Genomic DNA, 14,443 nt, shown 5'->3' on the forward strand with positions numbered 1-14,443 from the left:
ACGACATTCGACCGCCAATACGGCCCGCTGTCCGGCCCTTCCCCTGGATGGCTCATCCGCGGAAAAGCATCTTGTATATAATTGTATAGTTGCAAGGAATTTCCAATTCATGAAGGAAAACGCCCCATCCGTCCTGTTGTTCGACCTGGATGGAACCCTGGTGGACAGCGCACCGGGTCTGGCAGAGGCTCTGGGCCAGCTCCTTGCCGAGAAGGGGCTGCCCGCACCGACGCTTGCCGAGGTCATACCGATGATCGGGGACGGCGCCCACAAACTGGTGGAACGCGCACTGCACTGGGCCGAGGCTGAAGGCCAGATCGACACGGAGATGGCGTCGCGGCGATTCCTCGATCTCTATGCGGCAACCCTGATTGCCGACACAAAGCTTTACGACGGTGTTGAAGAAACACTAAGACACCTCTCCAGGGAAGGATGGCGGCTTGCTGTCTGCACCAACAAGCCTGAGAAGCCCAGTTGCACCATTCTGGACAATCTGGGGCTGCTGCCTCTGTTCGAACAGGTTGCTGGCGGAGACAGCTATTCCACACGTAAACCCGACCCCAGGCATCTGACGGAATGCCTGCGGGCCATGCAGGCCAGCCCCGTCCAGGCGATCATGGTGGGCGACGGCCACAACGACCTGCTGGCCGGTCGGGCAGCGGGTCTGACGACCATCTGGGCACGCTATGGCTATGGCGGGGAGATCGCTGCCGGCCTGCCCCGGGACGCCAGCATCGCCAGCTTCGCAGAACTTCCTGCCTGCCTGAAAAGCCTTCAGGCACGGCGGCCCGCGTAACCGGCCTCCTCGAGCGCTTCGCAAATCTCGTCCAGGATGGCCGGGTCGTCGATGGTCGCCGGCGTGTTGTAACTTTCGCCATCGGCAATATGCCGCATGGTCCCACGCAGGATCTTGCCTGAGCGCGTCTTGGGCAGGCGCTGGACCACCAGTGCCGTCTTGAAAGCCGCCACGGGACCAATGCCGTCGCGCACGTACTGCACCGCTTCCTTCTCGATGTCCTCGACCGGCCGGGCACAACCGGCATTGAGGACCAGGAAGCCGACAGGAAGTTGCCCCTTCAGGTCGTCATGCACTCCGATAACGGCACACTCGGCCACATCGGGATGGTTGGCCAGCGCCTCCTCGATGGCGCCCGTCGAAAGGCGGTGGCCCGCGACATTGATGATATCGTCTGTCCGCCCCATGACGAAGATATAGCCGTCCTTGTCCATGTAGCCGGCATCTCCGGTCTGGTAATAGCCGGGAAAGGACGACAGATAGGTCTTCACGAACCGCTCCTGCGCGTTCCAGAGCGTCGGGAAGGTGCCAGGCGGCATGGGCAGGCGCCCAACTATCGATCCGATTGTGCCTCTGGGAACTTCGTTCCCCTCCCCATCGAGGATGCGCAGGTCCCAGCCCGGTACGGGACGCGTTGGGGACCCCGGCTTCACGGGCAGCTGCTCGATTCCCAAGCAATTGGCCACAATCGGCCATCCGGTCTCGGTTTGCCACCAGTGATCGATGACCGGCACCTTCAGCTTGTCCTGGGCCCAGAGCAGGGTATCCGGATCGCAGCGTTCGCCAGCCAGGAACAGGGCCCGAAAGGATGACAGGTCATGTTCGGCAATCTTCGCGCCCTGAGGGTCCTGCTGGCGTATGGCCCGGAAGGCCGTCGGCGCAGTGAACAGGGTGACGACGCCATGCTGCGCGATCACCCGCCAGAAGGCCCCGGCATCGGGCGTCCCCACCGGCTTGCCTTCATAGAGGACGGTGGTGGCCCCCTGAAGCAAGGGGGCATAGACGATATAGCTGTGGCCCACCACCCAGCCGATATCAGAAGCCGTCCAGTAAACCTCGCCCGGATCGATGTTGTAGACGTGCTTCATGGACCATTTCAGAGCGACGGCGTGGCCGCCGTTGTCACGCACGATGCCCTTGGGCTGGCCGGTGGTTCCTGAGGTATAGAGAATATAGAGCGGATCGGTGGCCTCCACTGGCACACAATCCGCGGCTGTGGCGCCGGAGAGAGCCTCCTGCCAATCCTCGTCCCGTCCGGCTGTCAGTTCGCAGCGTTCTTCGGGGCGCTGCAGGATCAGGCAGCCTTGGGGTTTGTGAGAAGCCGCCTCGAGCGCCTTGTCCAGCAACGGCTTGTAAGGTACCGCGCGCCCTCCCTCGATGCCGCAGGACGCCGACAGGATAAGACGGGGTTGGCTGTCATTGATGCGCTTGGCCAGCTCGTTCGAGGCAAAACCGCCGAAGACGACGGAATGCACCGCACCGAGCCGCGCACAGGCCAGCATGGCCATGACCGCCTCGGGCACCATGGGCATGTAGATGATTACCCGGTCACCGGCCTCGACCCCGCGGGCCTTGAGGGCCCCGGCAAGACGCGCCACTTCGTCGCGCAAGTCCTGATAGCTGTAGTGCCGGAGCGCCCCGGTAACCGGCGAGTCGTAGATCAACGCCAGGCGCGACCCGTTGCCGGATTCCACGTGACAGTCGAGGGCATTGTAGCAGGTGTTGAGACGTCCTCCGGGAAACCAGCGATACAGCGGGGCCTGGCTGTCATCCAGCACGCGATCCCATTTCCTGTCCCAGACAAGCTGGTCCGCGGCCTCGCCCCAGAAGCCCTCCGGATCCTCCAGCGAGCGTTTATAGACCTCTTCGAACTTTCCCATGGCGTTTTCCTGCTTCTGTCTTGTTCTTATCCAAAAAGTCTCGCGCAAAAGGCATGACCCGTAAACAAACTATCAGATACCCCTTCTTCCGATAAATGACCCGACACGCGATGATCCTTTTGGTTACCCTGTACCCGTTCGCTCCACTCTGCTCGATCGCCACTTGGAGAAACAGCACATGAAGATACGAGAAGCCTGCTGGAAAACGGCGGAAGCAGAGCGTATTGGTGTAATCGTCGATGGAGCGAGGTATTTCGCGGTGCTGCGCGAGGCCATGCTGAAGGCCGAAAGTCACATCCTGTTCATCGGTTGGGATTTCGAGCGCAAGGCAACCCTCTTGTACCCGGAAGAACACGCAGACAGCGATCCCCAGGCCCCTGCGCAGTTGGGCCGGTTCCTGCGCCATATCGTAAGACGGAAACCGGAGCTGACCATTCGCATCCTGCGCTGGAGCAGTTCGGTTCTGTTGAACTTCGGCCGCGAACTCCAGACGCTCATTCGTCTCGGGTGGGGTGGATCGCCACAGATCATCTACCGGCTCGACAACCATCACCCGACCATTGCCTGTCACCACCAGAAGCTGATCATCATTGATGATCGCATTGCCTTCTGCGGTTCAATTGATCTTGTCGGAAACCGCTGGGATACGCCGGAACACTTGGCAAACGACCCACGCCGCAAACGCAGGGGCAAAGCCTTCGGGCCAAGGCATGAAGTCGCCATGGTCGTGGACGGGGCGGCCGCCCAAGCGCTCGGCGAGCTTGCGCGACACCGCTGGTACGAGGCGCTCGGGGAAACCTTGAGCGTCACAGACACGGCCAATGACCCGTGGCCCACATTCCTTGAACCCGATTTCCGCCATACGCAGATCGGCATCGCCCGCACTCAGCCAGCGTACAACGAACAGCCGGAAGTTCGCGAAATCGAGGCGATCAACCTGGAGGCCATTCGACACGCCCGCAGCTTCATCTACATAGAAAACCAGTACTTCGCCTCCAGGCGCGTGACCGAGGCGCTGGCGGAGCGCTTGCAGGCCCCCGACGGTCCCGATGTGGTCGTCATCAATCCCGAGAAGGGGGAAGACATTCTGGAAGAAGCCGCAATGGATTCTGCCCGGCGTTTCGCAGTGCACTATCTAAAACAGCACGACCTGCACGGCCGTTTCGCCATCTACACGCCCTACAACGCAGCGGACGAGCCGATCTATGTTCATTCCAAGGTGCTGATTGCGGACGACCGGCTGCTTCGCATCGGCTCCAGCAATCTCAACAATCGGTCCATGGGCTTCGACACGGAATGCGACGTCGTGATTGACCGTGACCTGAACGCTGAGGCCGGCACGGACACGGAACGGATCTCTGCGAAGATATCCGATCTACGCAACCGGCTTCTTGCCGAGCATCTGGGTCTTGATCAGACATCCTTTTCACAGGCGTTCAATGAGCAGGGCAGCCTGCTCAAGACGATCGAAACGCTGCGCGCCGAGCAGGGGCGTCGCCTCGTCCATCTGGACCTTCCGAAGCCGGAAGAGAACAATCTGGTGGTCGAACTCCAGCTCGGAGATCCGGAAACACCGGTCAAGCCCAAACGCCTTGCGCGGTGTCACCTGCTTCGCCAGCTGGGATTCGACTGAGACGACTATGCCTGCTGCAGCAGGGCCTGCCAGGACTCCAGAACTTCGCGAAAAATACTGGTTTCCAGGACGAGAGGCGCGGCATCCGTGAAAAGGGGAGCGATGTGCACTTGCTCCGGCGTCAAGGTCAGATGATGCGCATTGCCCGTGATCTCCGCTTCCCCGTCACCTCTTTTCTGGAGGTCCTCGAGACGTCGATGGATTTCCTCGCATAACCCCGTGGCGCCCTGGAGGTCCTCCTCCAGGAAATGCCTCAGCAGATCCAGTTCCAATGGCAGGGTGGCGCGTGCCACTCCCTGACTGTCCAGATAATAGTTCACGGTTTCGATAGCCTCATACTGTTCCGTTCAGCGCTGATAGAGTGGATAGGCCGTATTGATGCGCGTCTCCCCGTCAATCTCGATCTCGTATCCCTGGATCCGGAATCCCGCCCCGCTTCTTCCTTCCCAGCGTTGACCGCCACCGCTTTCTTCATAGGCGGTCAGGATCAATTGCACCACCTGATGCTGGCTCAGCCTGTCGGGAAAGAACGAAGAAAACTTTTCCTTCCAGCGCTCCCCGTCGAGGACCTCGATCCTGGCGGTATAGACACCGGCTGGATTTGCGGAATCGAGGACCTTCGCCACACGGGCCGTGGCGGGGTCCCTGCCCTGGGGTCTCGCGTGAAAGCCGACGGGCTTGTCGCGTCGGTTGATCTCTCCGCAGAAAATATGGACGAGATTGAGTTTCGGTTCACTGTCCGACCAGTGGGGATGCCCTGCGGCGCAATCCACCGGCTCGAAAGCCAGAGCAGGCGCAAACCAGGAAAAGAACAGCAGGAAAGCAAGCACGGCGGCTGGAGAAAGCAGAACGGCAGAACGGCAGTTCCTGCAGACCTTGCCGTACCGTGTGGAGTGCATGGATGAAACCATTTGCTGCAGAGTGTGCAAGCCTCTGCTCTGGGAAGGCTGGAGGTCTGGTCGGCTCACCACTTGTTCACCCCAGACCTCCCGTCAACGTGCGCTAGGATCAGTGGCGGGTAACCCCATTATTGACCTGCTGGCCATTCATGGAAGTGGCCCCGTTCAAGGCGCTGATTTCGTCTTTGATCTTGAGCTTCTCACGTTTCAATTCATGGATACGCGCTTCATCGGGGTCCGGTCTATGCTGCTCTTCTTCAATGATTTTTTCAAGATGAGCATGCTTGTCCTGCAACGCCTCGATGTGTGACAGCGTCGACATGGGCCAGTCTCCTTCCATGAAATGATAGTCGTTTCAATCGGCACATTCCCCGTTCCGGGCAAATGCGTTACACCCTATGATGTGGTCAACCTGCCCCTCAGTGCAATATTGAGAATTTATGACAACAGCCTCGCGTCTGATAATCGGCATCACCGGAGCCAGTGGCGCCATATATGGCATACGTCTGCTGCAGGCCTTGCGTGAACTTCCCGTTGAAAGTCACGTCATCATTTCGCGCTCGGCCGAGATGACGATCGGCTATGAAACGAGCTACAAGCTGCGCGACGTCCAGCAGCTCGCCGACGAGATTTATTCCTTTCCGGATGTGGGTGCCGCCATTTCGAGCGGATCCTTCCGCACGGACGGCATGATCATCGCGCCCTGCTCGATCCGCAGCATGTCGGAAATCGCCACAGGGGTGACTTCCAACCTTTTGACGCGTGCCGCCGACGTCGTACTGAAGGAGCGCAGGAAGCTGGTTCTGATGCTGCGCGAGACACCGCTTCACAGCGGACACCTGCGCAATCTCCTGAGTCTTTCCGAGATGGGAGCCATCATTGCCCCGCCTGTTCCCGCCTTCTACCACAATCCGCAGACCCTTGATGACGTCATCAACCAGTCGGTCGGGCGCGTCCTGGACATCTTCGACCTGGAAAGCCCGCTGGTCAGCCGGTGGGGAGAAAGAGGGCCCGACGGCAATCCGTCCTCCCGTCGTGGCTGAGCGCACCGCAAGTTGCCCCAGAGGTAATCGGAAAAGCAGATTCCAGGATGGGGAATAAACCCGCTCCGTGAAACGTTTCCTCTGCATTGAAGCCAAGCCAGTTCCGGGATTCACCTCGTGCTGGTTCATCGAGAGCAGCCTTCCCCGCTGCCTATCGTATGTGTAGAAAGAACGGGTCCGGCCCAATAAATACGTGTCCCATCAATGCCGGAAACAGAATCTCCAGGCGGGGAGTGCGTCCTTGAGAATTGTGGAAAGGCTTGAGCGGTATCGCCTGCGGCTTTTCGGCTATGCATACAGCCTGACCGGGAATCGTGAGGAGGCAGAGGACCTGCTTCAGGACTGTGCGCTCAGGGCACTCGCGGCCAGCTCGACACCCGAAAGCGAGCCGGCCTGCCGTGCCTGGCTGTTCCGCGTGATGCGCAACGCCTGGATCGACAGGACACGCCGCAGGCATACCGCCTGTACAGTGGAATTTGACGAGGAGACCTCGGAGCCCGAAGAGAAGCCACCGTGGGATTTCGACCGCAGTCTGATCGACACCATCGCCATTCACCAGGCCATGCAGAAGCTCCCCGTCCCCTATCGTGAGATCATATCCCTCGTGGATCTGGCCGGATTCTCTTATGCGGAAGTCGCCGCACTACTGGAGGTGCCTGCCGGAACCGTCATGAGCCGCCTGTCCCGCGCCAGGAAGGCTCTTCTTGCCGAAATGACTTCGGCGCAACTGCGTACGTGAATGCATCATGCCTGACCATATCTATTCCTGGGAACAGTTGAACGCCTATGTGGACGGAGAACTTCCTCCAGCGCAGGCCGCCGATATCGCAGCGGCAGCGGCGGACGAGCCGCAGGTTGCCCAGACTATTGCGACCCTTGCCCGCCTCAAGGCAACAACCCGGAGCGAGCTGGAATCCAGGGTTGAGAACGCCCCGCCGATCCACACGAAACAAGCACAACATGCTGGACAGGTATCCGGCAGGAAGTGGCCTCGCGCACTCGCTGCAAGTCTTGGAGTTGCCGCCGTGCTCGGTGGGGCTGCCTGGTATGGGCTGCAGCTCTCCGAAGCCCCACGCTCCTGGATCGCCGCCGCCGAACATCAGCACGAGGAATGGCTGACAAGTGCGATCGAGATCGGCCAGGAGGAAGGCCCGGTCCTGCGCGAAGCCACTGGCGGCGCGGACAATCTGATGGAGATCTCGGTCGATGACGTGACCGGCTATGCCCCCGACCTGTCCCTGGCGGGGATGCGAATCACCCGCTTCTCCGACCTGCGGAGCGCGCGCGGTGAGCAATTCTTCGTCGGCTATCTTGGAGAGAACGGATGTCAGCTGAGCCTGACCATCGCTGCCGCCCCGGAGGAGCTGGAACGCGCGCTGTCCATGGAATGGCACGAGGACAGTCGGGCCATTGCAAGCTGGCGAGTCGGGGACACCGCCTATGCCGCCGTGGCGCACAAGATGGACCGTCAGCGCTTCAAGCAGCTGATCGCCTATATCGAACAGGTTACCCGACAGGCCGGAGAGGAAGAGGAATCGACACAGATGGCCCGCGACATGGAGAACGAAGGTCGGCCCTGCCTGGCATAGAGGCCTCTGCACACCCGCGATCCGCTCCCTGTCCCGTATGAGCGTCTTCTTCAGTTCGGAAACTTCCGAAACACTTGGAATAAAGCGGCTTCATAATGCGTCTCTTCTGAACAGTAACCGGCTTTTGCCCGGTGGAGAAATTACAGCAAACAGCTGTTCCCCGCAGGAGCAGCAACAAGCGCTATCTGCGCAGAGGGAGGAACGGACTCATGGAAACAGCAAGAATTCACCGCCGGCATTTCCTGATCGGCTCGGCCAGCACGGCCGGTGCCATAGCCGCCGCCGGCGTTACCGGCAGCAGCTTCCCGGCCTTTGCCGCCGAAACCAAGGAGCTGCCCGACTATGTAAGTTGGAAGGATGCCGACAAGCTGATCATGCACACCGAGCAGACCCTGGAGATGAAGCGGGGAGCCGGTGGAACCAGTGTCATTACGCCCAATGAGGAGGTCTATATCCGCAACAACCTGCCGAGCCCGGACGAATCCATCGTTGCCGACCGTGACGCCTGGGAGGTCTCGATCGAAGGCGTGAACGACCCGCGCACGTTGACAGTTGGCGAGTTGAAGAACATCGGTATCGAAACCGTGGCCACGGTCCTGCAGTGCTCCGGCAACGGACGCGGATTCTATGAGCACGAGACGAGCGGTTCCCAGTGGCTCACAGGCGCGGCCGGCTGCATTCTGTGGAGCGGCGTTCCGGTGCGCAAGGTGGTCGAGGAACTCGGCGGCCTCGCCGACGGGGGTAACTTCATGACCTCGACCGGCGGCGAACAGTTGCCGGAGGGCGTAGAAGAGAAGGACATCATAGTTGAACGTTCGGTCCCGGCCGAAGCCATGGAAAATGCCATTCTCGCCTGGGAGATGAACGGCGACGAGATGCCGCTGGCCCATGGCGGTCCACTGCGCATGATCGTGCCGGGCTACTACGGCATCAACAATGTGAAGTACGTGAAACGGGTCGCCTTCACCGAAGAGGAAACGGATGCCAAGATCCAGGCATCCGGCTACCGCGTGCGACCGGTCGGTGTGGACGGCGCACCGGACCAGCCCTCGATGTGGGAGATGCAGGTGAAGTCCTGGGTCACGCACCCGTTGAAGGACAGCGAAAGCGGGCGCGTTCAGATCTATGGCGTGGCGTTCGGCGGTGACAAGCCGGTCGAGAAGGTCGAGGTTTCCCTGGATGGCGGGGAAAGCTGGCAGGACGCGAGCTTCATTGGACCGGATCTCGGTCGCTTTGCCTGGCGGCCCTTCCTGCTGACGGCCGACCTGGAGCCCGGAGACTACGTGATCACGAGCCGGGCCACCGACTCCGATGGCAACGTCCAGCCCGAATCCACAGAACCCAACCATCGCGGCTACGACTACAACGGCTGGGATCGCCTGGCCGTGGAGGTCACTGTCGTATAGGTCTTGAAGGAGGGGCCCTGTTCGGGACGAGCGGGCCCCCTCCCCTTCCGTTTATCTGCTCAGCGATAAGGAACGATTCATGCCGCACCTTCTGCGGAACAAGTTCTTCTGCTCTGCGTTTGTCCTGATTGCTTCGATGTTCGGCCCGAGTTCTCCTGCGGCTCTGGCCGGAGAAGATGAGAGCCTGGAGCGCGGACGGCAGCTATACCTCGAGGGAACGCAACCTCAGTGTGGCGTATGCCACACCCTCGAGGAGGCTGGCACGAGCGGTGGCATTGGCCCCAATCTCGACAATCTCCAGCCGACGGAGGAGGCCGTGCGCGCAGCGGTGCGGGACGGAGTCGGCGTGATGCCAGCCTTCAGTGACAGCCTCAGTCCAGAGGAAATCGAGGCCATCGCAAGCTATGTGGTCTCGGTCACTCAGGACTGAAGGAATGCCTTGAACTCCTGTAGCAGTCGCTCCAACGATCTCTCCTTGTTCCCAAGCGTAGGGAGAGCGTGCCGGGACAGCAGGCAGTTCAGGCTGGTGACAGCACACGCCGTCTTTTCCTCTTCCGAAGCCGGGGTAACTTCCATCGGCAAGGCCTCCGCCAGAAAGGTCTGCTGCAGGCGTTCGGCCTCCAGCTCCTGCCGCTTGATGCTCTCGCGCAGGCGAACGCAGTCTTCCCTTTCCAGCAGGTCCGGGCGCTTCATCCATCGCCGCACTTCTCTGAGCGGCTGGACCACCTGCGCCTGCCAGTCACGACTGGCCTGGCTCAGGCGAGCAAACTCCTCCTCTCCGAGAGCTTTTCCGCAGGTGGCCGCCCAGAAACAGAAAAGGACCAGGTTCACGTCCAATCCATGCCGATCCTGCAGTTCCAGGCAGGCGTCGGCCACGCCTTGCCGGCCATAGAACAACAGGGAAAAGTCCCAGAAGGTCATGGCCTGTCCACGGTCATTCTCGGCATCAGTCACCCAGGCAGATTCCCAGTCCGCGCGCCGCCTTGACCAGAGCGCCCTGGGGGTCGACCTGATGCGGCTGGTCGATGATCTGGGACAGGGGAACGCCGGTCACCGAGCGCCCTTCCCAGGCCACCATCATGCTATCCTGTCCCTGGGCGACCAGGTCCACGGCATGAACCCCGAAAATGGAGGCAATCAGGCGGTCCCGGGCAACAGGCGTTCCGCCGCGCTGGACATGCCCCAGAACCGTGACCCGTACCTCCGCACCGGTCATTTCCCCCAGCCGTTCCCCCACGTAGTGGCCGATTCCACCATAGAGAACCTTGCCGCCTTCCCGCGTGCGGCCTACGGGGTCGCCGTCTTCCCGGCGCACCGCTTCGGCGACGACCACCAGCGCGAAATTCCGATCCTGCCGACGCAGGTCCTCAATCTTGCGGGCCAGGCTATCCGGATCCCAGGGAATCTCCGGAATCAGGATGATGTCCGCACCTCCCGCGATTCCTGCGCTCAGCGCGATATGCCCGGCGTCGCGACCCATGACTTCCAGCACCATGACACGATCGTGACTGGCGGCCGTGGGCTGCAAGTGATCCAGTGCATCGGTGGCAACCTCCACTGCCGTGGAATAGCCCACGGCCACTTCCGTACGCGCCACATCGTTGTCGATCGTCTTGGGGATGCCGATCAAGGGGAGTCCGGCCTGCTTGCACAGCCGCTCCAGGATCGCGAGACTGCCATCCCCGCCGATGCCGATCAGGGCATCGATGCCGAGTTCCTTCAGGCCCTCGACGATCTCATCGGAACGATCCACCACGCGCCCGTCCGGCATGGGAAAGGCGAAGGGATCTCCTTTGTTCGTGGTACCCAGCACTGTCCCCGCCCGCCTGAGCAGCGCCCCGTCGAACCGCGACAGGTCCAGGGTTTCCGCTTCCACGGGACGGCTCAGCAGGCCGGCGGTTCCCTTGTGAATTCCGACCACGTGCCAGCCGTACTCATCCACTGCGCGCTGCACTACGGCACGAATTATGGCATTCAAGCCGGCGCAGTCGCCGCCACTGGTCAAGACACCGATTCGCTTTATTCCTGCCATGCTCTCATCCGCTCGAATCCTGAGTGATCTCCGGCAGCCAGCCTTGAGAAAAACGGAACCCTGATAGGATTGCAAGCAGGCTTTCCGTCACAAGATGATCGCCTGTATAGTGCCGCCACCCTATAATCCGTGAAAGACAGTTCCTCCAGAAATGGACAAATTCGACAACGAGAACGAAGAAACGCCGGGACAGCTGCGCGAGCGCCTCGAAGCCCTGCGGTTGGAGCATCGCGATCTGGACGATGCGATCCAGCGCATGACCGAGAATCCTCCCTATGACCAGTTGAAGATGCAGCGCCTCAAGAAGCGCAAGCTGATCCTGAAGGACAGAATTTCAGATCTCGAGGATCGCCTGATTCCCGACATCATTGCCTGACGGCGCTCTCCAGGCTGACACGCCCGATCAAGAGTTCTCGAGTCGCTCTTTCTTCTGGCGCTTGCGTGTATACATCTGGTCGTCTGCTTGGCGCAGGGCGTCCTCGACCTGCTCGCGCCCCTCGAAGCGATAGACACCCCAGGAAGCCGAGATCTGGATTTCGTGCCCCTCCCAGGCAAGCGGGCTCCGGGTCATCAGGTCGACCAGATCCGCTGCCTTGCGCTCCGCGCTTTCCAGCTCGGCCTGAACCAGTATGGCCCCGAACTCGTCGCCGCCCAGTCGGGCAATCACATCCGAGCCGCGCAGGTTGCTCTGCATCAACTCGGCCACGTGCATCAGGACGGCGTCGCCGGCTGAATGCCCAAAGCTGTCGTTGATCGTCTTCATGCCGTCCAGATCGAAATACAGCAGGCAGCTGGGAATTCCATAGCGTTCGGAAAAGTTTATGTACCTGTCAAGCTCGCGCACGAAGGCGCGGCGATTGATCAGCGGCACCAGGGTATCTTCATCCGACAGGTGTTCCAGGTATTCGATCCGGCTGTATGCGCGGTCAACCTCCTGATGCAGGCGCGAAACCTCGCTCAGCAGTTCATGCAAAGCCTGGCGCACCTTCGGCGTCAGGTCGCTTTCGGAAAGGCCACAGAAGTTCGTGACGTCCGAGATGGTTTCAAAGCTTGCGGCACTGTCTGTGCGAACCGTGCCCTTCTTCTCTGCCGCTCTGACCTTGCTGGTCCTCGCGGTTGGCGTTGCTCCGGATACTTTCATGGAAATTCCGCGCTCGAGACTGCTGATGGCACGTTCGCTGTGAAGCCCTTTCCGGGGCAGCCTCGCTGATTGTGCCGGTTCACCCCAATCAAACCGCCTTTTACTATTTTTCTTTTAGAAGGTCCATGCGTCAGACCGTCTTTTTGAATGCTTGTTTCCGCGAGGGCATGACGGAATAATGCAGCCACCTTGGGCTTTTCTCAGCCAGGTACCATAGCAACCTACGTGTCCGGACCGCACGCAAGGGGGACAACACGAAAATGGGCGAACAGCCTCTGGTAGGCGTCATCATGGGCAGCCAGTCCGACTGGCAGACCATGAGGAACGCCGCGGATATCCTCGAAGAGCTTCAGGTGCCGCACGAAGCGCGCATCGTCTCGGCGCACCGCACGCCCGAACGCCTCTTCGACTATGCCCGCACTGCCCGGCAACGCGGCTTGAAGGTGATTATCGCTGGAGCGGGAGGTGCGGCACACCTGCCAGGAATGGTCGCCAGCCTGACCAGCCTGCCGGTGCTCGGCGTGCCGGTGGAGAGCAAGGCTCTGAAGGGCATGGACAGCCTGCTTTCCATTGCCCAGATGCCCGGCGGCGTCCCGGTCGGCACACTGGCCATCGGTAATTCCGGGGCGCGTAACGCGGCCCTGCTGGCCGCCTCCATCCTCTCGCTTGCAGACAGTGCGCTCACCGAGAGGCTGGACTCCTACCGCGCCAGACAGACAGACAGCGTCGCCGAGAGGCCTAGCGAACATGACTAAAGCCAGAAATGACGTCCTTTCTCCCGGGTCCGTTATCGGCATTCTGGGCGGCGGCCAGTTGGGACGCATGACAGCCCTGGCAGCGGCACGCCTGGGGTATCGCAGCCACATCTATTGCCCGGGCGCCGATGAACCCGCCTGCCAGGTTACCTCGCTCTCGACCCAGGCGCCCTACGATGACGAACGGGCGCTGGCGGCCTTCGCCGAGGCGGTGGACGTGGTGACCTTCGAGTTTGAGAACGTGCCCGCCCGCACGGCCGAAACCCTGGCCGAACACGTGGCCGTGCACCCCGCACCGAACATCCTGCACATCTGCCAGAACCGACTGCGCGAAAAGGATTTCCTAGCGTCCATCCATATCCCCACGACACGCTATACCGAAGTTGCGGGCCCCGAGGCGGTGCAGCGGGCCCTGCGTGACCTCGGCACGCCCGTGATCCTGAAGAGCTGCGACTTCGGCTACGACGGCAAGGGGCAAGTGCTGATCCGCAACGAAGCTGCGGCGCTCGAAGCCTGGGAGGAGATGCGCCGTCATGCCCCGGAAAGCAATGGCGTGCTCGAGGGCTTCGTGGACTTCACCTGCGAGATCTCCGTCATCGCCGCACGCGGGCGGGACGGGACTCTCACCACCTATCCCCCGGTCGAGAACCAGCATCGCGAGCGCATCCTGGACCAGACCCTGGTACCGGCGCGCATCCCGACGGACGTTGCCGACAAGGCAGAGGTCCTGGCCCGTCACATCGCCGAGGAGATGGAGCTGGTCGGCCTGATCGCCGTGGAGATGTTCGTCACCCAGGACAATCGAGTCCTGGTCAACGAAATGGCCCCCCGCCCCCACAACTCCGGTCACTGGTCCATGGACGCCTGCTACACGCCGCAGTTCGAGCAGCTGGTGCGGGCTGTCACGGGCCTTCCCCTGGGGTCCACGGAACGCCATTCCGATGCCGTCATGCGCAACCTGATCGGCGCTCAGAGCGAGGACTGGTACGAGATCCTCTCGGACCCGACGGCCCGCCTGCACCTCTACGGCAAGAAGGAAGCCCGCCCGGGCCGCAAGATGGGCCATGTCAATAAGCTGATCCAGCGTCGATAGCAACGAAAGGCCGGAGCGTTCCACTCCGGCCTTTCCCTTGAATATCGATAGGCCTCAGTACCGATATGTATCGTTTTTGAACGGTCCGTTCTGGGGCACGCCGATGTAGTCGGCCTGCTCCTTGGAGAGCTCGGAGAGATGGGCGCCGATCTTGTCGAGATGCAGCTTGGCGACCT

18 protein-coding genes are annotated in these 14,443 nt (G+C 61.1%); 10 read left to right on the plus strand and 8 right to left on the minus strand.

Going from position 1 to position 14,443, the window contains the following annotated elements; genetic code table 11:
* The first annotated feature begins 109 nt into the window (after nucleotides 1-109).
* Nucleotides 110-796 (plus strand): phosphoglycolate phosphatase, encoded by a 687-nt coding sequence (gene gph, locus ACFOW6_RS17620; protein WP_382423747.1) that lies wholly within the window; start codon nucleotides 110-112, stop codon nucleotides 794-796.
* On the opposite strand, the gene ACFOW6_RS17625 is transcribed toward gph, so the two are convergent.
* The gene (locus tag ACFOW6_RS17625) at nucleotides 775-2,706 is read right to left on the minus strand and encodes a propionyl-CoA synthetase (RefSeq protein ID WP_382423763.1); all 1,932 of its coding nucleotides are present in this window, start codon (nucleotides 2,704-2,706) and stop codon (nucleotides 775-777) included. The two genes, gph and ACFOW6_RS17625, sit on opposite strands and share 22 nt — an antisense overlap.
* Before the next feature lie 148 nt (nucleotides 2,707-2,854).
* Here ACFOW6_RS17625 and ACFOW6_RS17630 point away from each other — a divergent pair, with 148 nt between their 5' ends.
* A complete protein-coding gene (locus ACFOW6_RS17630) occupies nucleotides 2,855-4,309 on the plus strand; it encodes a phospholipase D-like domain-containing protein (RefSeq protein ID WP_382423748.1) in 1,455 nt (484 codons plus the stop codon).
* Nucleotides 4,310-4,314: 5 nt separating this feature from the next.
* Here ACFOW6_RS17630 and ACFOW6_RS17635 read toward each other — a convergent pair whose 3' ends face one another.
* The 3 genes from ACFOW6_RS17635 to ACFOW6_RS17645 all read right to left on the minus strand — a co-directional run bounded on the left by ACFOW6_RS17635 (nucleotide 4,315) and on the right by ACFOW6_RS17645 (nucleotide 5,530).
* Nucleotides 4,315-4,629, minus strand: coding sequence for a hypothetical protein (locus ACFOW6_RS17635; protein WP_382423749.1), 315 nt, complete (start codon nucleotides 4,627-4,629; stop codon nucleotides 4,315-4,317).
* A 27-nt stretch (nucleotides 4,630-4,656) separates the two neighbouring features.
* Entirely contained in the window at nucleotides 4,657-5,208 is a 552-nt protein-coding gene (locus ACFOW6_RS17640; RefSeq protein WP_382423750.1) for an EndoU domain-containing protein, read from the minus strand.
* Nucleotides 5,209-5,317: 109 nt separating this feature from the next.
* Nucleotides 5,318-5,530: a YdcH family protein gene (locus ACFOW6_RS17645; RefSeq protein ID WP_382423751.1), complete on the minus strand. Its 213-nt coding sequence runs from the start codon at nucleotides 5,528-5,530 to the stop codon at nucleotides 5,318-5,320.
* A 118-nt stretch (nucleotides 5,531-5,648) separates the two neighbouring features.
* Here ACFOW6_RS17645 and ACFOW6_RS17650 point away from each other — a divergent pair, with 118 nt between their 5' ends.
* The 5 genes from ACFOW6_RS17650 (at nucleotide 5,649) to sorU (ending at nucleotide 9,676) form a co-directional block, all read left to right on the plus strand.
* The gene (locus tag ACFOW6_RS17650; RefSeq protein ID WP_382423752.1) at nucleotides 5,649-6,251 is read left to right on the plus strand and encodes a UbiX family flavin prenyltransferase; all 603 of its coding nucleotides are present in this window, start codon (nucleotides 5,649-5,651) and stop codon (nucleotides 6,249-6,251) included.
* Nucleotides 6,252-6,501: 250 nt separating this feature from the next.
* Nucleotides 6,502-6,990: an RNA polymerase sigma factor gene (locus tag ACFOW6_RS17655; RefSeq protein WP_382423764.1), complete on the plus strand. Its 489-nt coding sequence runs from the start codon at nucleotides 6,502-6,504 to the stop codon at nucleotides 6,988-6,990.
* Nucleotides 6,991-6,997: 7 nt separating this feature from the next.
* Nucleotides 6,998-7,840: a hypothetical protein gene (locus ACFOW6_RS17660; protein ID WP_382423753.1), complete on the plus strand. Its 843-nt coding sequence runs from the start codon at nucleotides 6,998-7,000 to the stop codon at nucleotides 7,838-7,840.
* A 209-nt stretch (nucleotides 7,841-8,049) separates the two neighbouring features.
* Nucleotides 8,050-9,246, plus strand: coding sequence for a SorT family sulfite dehydrogenase catalytic subunit (gene sorT / locus ACFOW6_RS17665; protein WP_382423754.1), 1,197 nt, complete (start codon nucleotides 8,050-8,052; stop codon nucleotides 9,244-9,246).
* A gap of 79 nt (nucleotides 9,247-9,325) precedes the next feature.
* Nucleotides 9,326-9,676 (plus strand): SorU family sulfite dehydrogenase c-type cytochrome subunit, encoded by a 351-nt coding sequence (sorU, locus tag ACFOW6_RS17670; RefSeq protein ID WP_382423755.1) that lies wholly within the window; start codon nucleotides 9,326-9,328, stop codon nucleotides 9,674-9,676.
* Here sorU and ACFOW6_RS17675 read toward each other — a convergent pair.
* Together ACFOW6_RS17675 and ACFOW6_RS17680 are read right to left on the minus strand one after the other, a co-directional pair.
* Nucleotides 9,667-10,200 carry a TIGR02444 family protein gene (locus tag ACFOW6_RS17675; RefSeq protein WP_382423756.1) on the minus strand — a complete coding sequence of 178 codons (534 nt, stop codon included), beginning with the start codon at nucleotides 10,198-10,200 and terminating at the stop codon, nucleotides 9,667-9,669. The two genes, sorU and ACFOW6_RS17675, sit on opposite strands and share 10 nt — an antisense overlap.
* Entirely contained in the window at nucleotides 10,193-11,278 is a 1,086-nt protein-coding gene (locus ACFOW6_RS17680) for an ATP-dependent 6-phosphofructokinase (protein ID WP_382423757.1), read from the minus strand. The genes ACFOW6_RS17675 and ACFOW6_RS17680 overlap by 8 nt, the downstream gene beginning before the upstream one ends.
* Before the next feature lie 151 nt (nucleotides 11,279-11,429).
* Between ACFOW6_RS17680 and ACFOW6_RS17685 the strand changes: the two genes are divergently transcribed.
* Nucleotides 11,430-11,654: a YdcH family protein gene (locus ACFOW6_RS17685; RefSeq protein ID WP_382423758.1), complete on the plus strand. Its 225-nt coding sequence runs from the start codon at nucleotides 11,430-11,432 to the stop codon at nucleotides 11,652-11,654.
* A 27-nt stretch (nucleotides 11,655-11,681) separates the two neighbouring features.
* Here the strand turns inward: ACFOW6_RS17685 and ACFOW6_RS17690 are convergent, their stop codons facing one another.
* Nucleotides 11,682-12,419 (minus strand): GGDEF domain-containing protein, encoded by a 738-nt coding sequence (locus ACFOW6_RS17690; protein WP_382423759.1) that lies wholly within the window; start codon nucleotides 12,417-12,419, stop codon nucleotides 11,682-11,684.
* A gap of 260 nt (nucleotides 12,420-12,679) precedes the next feature.
* On the opposite strand from ACFOW6_RS17690, the gene purE reads away from it, so the two are divergent.
* Nucleotides 12,680-13,174, plus strand: a complete 495-nt coding sequence (gene purE / locus ACFOW6_RS17695; RefSeq protein ID WP_382423760.1) for a 5-(carboxyamino)imidazole ribonucleotide mutase — start codon at nucleotides 12,680-12,682, stop codon at nucleotides 13,172-13,174.
* Complete coding sequence (locus ACFOW6_RS17700; RefSeq protein ID WP_382423761.1) at nucleotides 13,167-14,267, plus strand: 5-(carboxyamino)imidazole ribonucleotide synthase; 1,101 nt, start codon at nucleotides 13,167-13,169, stop codon at nucleotides 14,265-14,267. The genes purE and ACFOW6_RS17700 overlap by 8 nt, the downstream gene beginning before the upstream one ends.
* Before the next feature lie 54 nt (nucleotides 14,268-14,321).
* On the opposite strand, the gene ACFOW6_RS17705 is transcribed toward ACFOW6_RS17700, so the two are convergent.
* The gene (locus ACFOW6_RS17705; protein ID WP_449267372.1) at nucleotides 14,322-14,432 is read right to left on the minus strand and encodes an adenosylhomocysteinase; all 111 of its coding nucleotides are present in this window, start codon (nucleotides 14,430-14,432) and stop codon (nucleotides 14,322-14,324) included.
* Nucleotides 14,433-14,443: the final 11 nt, after the last annotated feature.

The organism is Fodinicurvata halophila, assembly GCF_042651425.1.
Lineage (GTDB): Bacteria > Pseudomonadota > Alphaproteobacteria > Kiloniellales > DSM-21159 > Fodinicurvata > Fodinicurvata halophila.

What these genes read in the sequence shown, in the direction of transcription:
- ACFOW6_RS17650 (WP_382423752.1), top strand. Translation starts at nt 5,649, where the DNA reads ATGACAACAGCCTCGCGTCTGATAATCGGCATCACCGGAGCCAGTGGC.
- ACFOW6_RS17640 (WP_382423750.1), bottom strand. Translation starts at nt 5,208, where the DNA reads ATGCACTCCACACGGTACGGCAAGGTCTGCAGGAACTGCCGTTCTGCC.
- ACFOW6_RS17645 (WP_382423751.1), bottom strand. Translation starts at nt 5,530, where the DNA reads ATGTCGACGCTGTCACACATCGAGGCGTTGCAGGACAAGCATGCTCAT.
- sorT (WP_382423754.1), top strand. Translation starts at nt 8,050, where the DNA reads ATGGAAACAGCAAGAATTCACCGCCGGCATTTCCTGATCGGCTCGGCC.
- ACFOW6_RS17690 (WP_382423759.1), bottom strand. Translation starts at nt 12,419, where the DNA reads ATGAAAGTATCCGGAGCAACGCCAACCGCGAGGACCAGCAAGGTCAGA.
- purE (WP_382423760.1), top strand. Translation starts at nt 12,680, where the DNA reads ATGGGCGAACAGCCTCTGGTAGGCGTCATCATGGGCAGCCAGTCCGAC.
- ACFOW6_RS17700 (WP_382423761.1), top strand. Translation starts at nt 13,167, where the DNA reads ATGACTAAAGCCAGAAATGACGTCCTTTCTCCCGGGTCCGTTATCGGC.
- ACFOW6_RS17660 (WP_382423753.1), top strand. Translation starts at nt 6,998, where the DNA reads ATGCCTGACCATATCTATTCCTGGGAACAGTTGAACGCCTATGTGGAC.
- ACFOW6_RS17685 (WP_382423758.1), top strand. Translation starts at nt 11,430, where the DNA reads ATGGACAAATTCGACAACGAGAACGAAGAAACGCCGGGACAGCTGCGC.
- ACFOW6_RS17680 (WP_382423757.1), bottom strand. Translation starts at nt 11,278, where the DNA reads ATGGCAGGAATAAAGCGAATCGGTGTCTTGACCAGTGGCGGCGACTGC.
- gph (WP_382423747.1), top strand. Translation starts at nt 110, where the DNA reads ATGAAGGAAAACGCCCCATCCGTCCTGTTGTTCGACCTGGATGGAACC.
- sorU (WP_382423755.1), top strand. Translation starts at nt 9,326, where the DNA reads ATGCCGCACCTTCTGCGGAACAAGTTCTTCTGCTCTGCGTTTGTCCTG.
- ACFOW6_RS17630 (WP_382423748.1), top strand. Translation starts at nt 2,855, where the DNA reads ATGAAGATACGAGAAGCCTGCTGGAAAACGGCGGAAGCAGAGCGTATT.